Genomic DNA, 1,562 nt, shown 5'->3' on the forward strand with positions numbered 1-1,562 from the left:
GCGATCGGCCACACGCCGAATACGGGCTTCTTGGGCGGGCAGCTGCCAACCGATGAGCTCGGTTACCTGCAAGTCATTCCGGGCACATCCCAAACCGCCATACCTGGCGTTTTCGCCTGCGGCGACGTGCAGGACCGCATTTACCGCCAAGCCATTACGTCGGCAGGCACCGGCTGTATGGCCGCGCTGGATGCGGAACGGTTCTTGTCCGAGCAGTACGCTTAAAATTTTCGCATAACGAATCAACCAATCATTCCTAAGGGAGGCATATGCCATGTCAGTTCAACCGATAACAGATGCTACTTTCCAAAATGAGACCGCAGCGGGCACTGTGCTCGTCGATTTCTGGGCGCCTTGGTGCGGACCTTGTAAAATGATCGCTCCGGTACTGAACGAACTGTCCGCCGAGATCGGCGATAAAGTCAAAATCGTAAAAATCAACGTGGACGATAATCCTGAATCCGCGGCCAAATACAACGTCATGAGTATCCCCACCCTGTTAATATTCAAAGACGGGCAAGTCGTGAACCAACTCGTCGGGGTGCAACCGAAAGATCGATTGAAGGCGGCCATCGAGCAGGCCTGAGTCTGAACAATCCTTTAGGTGAACCTATTACTTTGTCCGAAGAGTTAGCTAAAGGCCCGGTCATTCATATTTTTATCATGATGAATGGTACCCGTATTGTAACATGCAGTTAAGGGCATATGAACGTATCATGGGAGATATACGAGCATTTGGCACCAGTTTGATTTGATTAGTCCTCAAACTCCCGATCATTCTCTTTCCATGAAAGAAAAACATGAATTATGCTTTCATGTCTTGAGCGATCCTGGTAATAAAAAGGCAGGTTGCGTTATTGCATTAACTCGGCAACGCTTCGCTTTATTCCGAAAGAGGATCTGAAGAAGGAAGGATACGGGGAAATACCTTCACTTGTTTGAAAATGATTCTTCGAAGGACTAAGTTTTATGAGATCCGCAGTCCGCAGTGTCCCAAAAATAATGAAGAAGGTGCGTGAAGAAATGGAAGCACGATTGAACTTAACACACAAAATAGGTCAAGGGATTTCACCTCAACAGTTCATGGATGACATGCAGATTCGGGCAATAGAAATCAATAATATCCCGAATACCAAAGAGGAGTTGATCTCCATTTACGAGAATTTCACATGGACGCAAGAAGATCAGAAAGTATTCTTTACCGCTTTAAACAATCGCTCCGACCTGCACTGTTTGATTCTATGCACAGATTGGTGCCCGGACGTCATCTGGAACGTCCCCATACTGTTTCGAGTGATGGAGCAGAGCCGCATTACGACTGAAGTGTTGCTCATGGAAGAGCATCTGGAAACCATGGATCTCTTTCTCACAGATGGCGGGCGAAATCAGCCGATCGCGGTTTTCTTGAATGCGTCCGGAGATGTTCTAGGCAGATGGGGAGCGCGTCCAGCCTATATTCAGGCCGTGATGGATCGGTTTAAAAAGAACAATCCAGATAAACAGGAAGCCGATTATAAGGAGAAATTGAACCAAACATATCGAGAGATCGGCGAGCTCTATCA

General features: G+C 47.4%; 3 protein-coding genes and 1 pseudogene. All 4 read left to right on the forward strand.

What is annotated here, in order from left to right; genetic code table 11:
• On the forward strand, window positions 1-225 hold a 225-nt coding region (locus GC098_RS25435; protein WP_171646014.1), incomplete at its 5' end, for an FAD-dependent oxidoreductase.
• A 49-nt stretch (window positions 226-274) separates the two neighbouring features.
• A complete protein-coding gene (gene trxA, locus GC098_RS25440) occupies window positions 275-586 on the forward strand; it encodes a thioredoxin (protein ID WP_171646015.1) in 312 nt (103 codons plus the stop codon).
• A gap of 257 nt (window positions 587-843) precedes the next feature.
• Window positions 844-964 (forward strand): annotated as a pseudogene (locus GC098_RS41305) (methionine sulfoxide reductase); the annotation flags it as partial.
• A gap of 5 nt (window positions 965-969) precedes the next feature.
• Window positions 970-1,562 (forward strand): thioredoxin family protein (locus GC098_RS25445; protein ID WP_246358949.1); only part of this gene is annotated, 593 nt, incomplete at its 3' end.

This window comes from Paenibacillus phytorum (assembly GCF_013141715.1).
Classification (GTDB): Bacteria; Bacillota; Bacilli; order Paenibacillales; family NBRC-103111; genus Paenibacillus_E; species Paenibacillus_E phytorum.

Excerpts from the sequence above, each read along its gene's own strand:
- trxA (WP_171646015.1), top strand. The coding sequence starts at position 275 with ATGTCAGTTCAACCGATAACAGATGCTACTTTCCAAAATGAGACCGCA.